Here is an 849-nt window from a genome sequence, read left to right as displayed (position 1 = left end):
CAAGCAGGATGGTTACCAAGTTATTAATAGGCAACCTAGGATAATCAATTTTGCTTTTGGTGAGGTTGGATTTAAGCGACGTTATTACCTTTACCCCGATGGTAAGAAAGGTTTCTTATTAGACAAGAAGTTAAAACTTGAAGGGAAGAAACGCTTATCGCCTTACCTCAGATCAGTAATTGCTTCGTTGTCTCAAACAACTACCATGCGGAATACCGCAAATGTGATCAATTTACTTACTCATAACAGTATCAGTGCATGGTCAGTGGACTTAATCGCTCGTGAGATAGGAGCTAAAGTTGCTGGCGAGATTGCTGATGACGAATCAAAGCTGGATCCAGATCTTAGATCTGTCGACAATCTTGTCGTTGAGGGTGATGCGGTGGCCGTTAAATCAAAGGATAAGGGTAACATCATANAGATTTAAATAGGGACGTTGCTTGTGAACGCTTGTTAAAGTATTTATCCAGTCATTATGATCTTAAAAACTGCACCATCTTTTTCAGTAGTGATGCCGGTCCTGGGTTTGAACCAGATACTATGATGAACTTGGGAACGGGAGCTAAGAAAACCGAATTCGTGTTGGATCGGTATCATGCTCTTCGCAAGATTAAGATGACTTTGGGACATTTTAATGACTTAACTCCAAAAGCACTAAGTGCCTTTCGTCATTATGATAAAGATAAACTAACAGTAATCCTCGACACTTATGAATCACAATTAATTGATGACAATCAACTAAATCAATTAATCAGGTTACGAAATTACCTTGACCGAAATTGGAAATATATCACCTTTCCACGCGATCGTAATTACAGGACTGTCGGAAACTTCGGCTCAATCGAAAGC

The 849-nt window shown here is 39.4% G+C and carries 1 protein-coding gene and 1 pseudogene; both read left to right on the top strand.

The genetic code is table 11. From position 1 onward, the window contains the following. Positions 1–22: 22 nt before the first annotated feature. Positions 23–418 (top strand): annotated as a pseudogene (locus tag FC60_RS09870) (UPF0236 family transposase-like protein); the annotation flags it as partial. Between the two features lies 1 nt (position 419). Further along, a partial coding sequence (locus FC60_RS09865; protein WP_191978595.1) for a UPF0236 family transposase-like protein occupies positions 420–849 on the top strand: 430 nt, incomplete at both ends.

It is taken from the genome of Limosilactobacillus gastricus DSM 16045, from assembly GCF_001434365.1.
GTDB lineage: Bacteria > Bacillota > Bacilli > Lactobacillales > Lactobacillaceae > Limosilactobacillus > Limosilactobacillus gastricus.
Note: the sequence above shows the minus strand (reverse complement) of the source record. Positions and strands in the feature narration are given on the sequence as shown.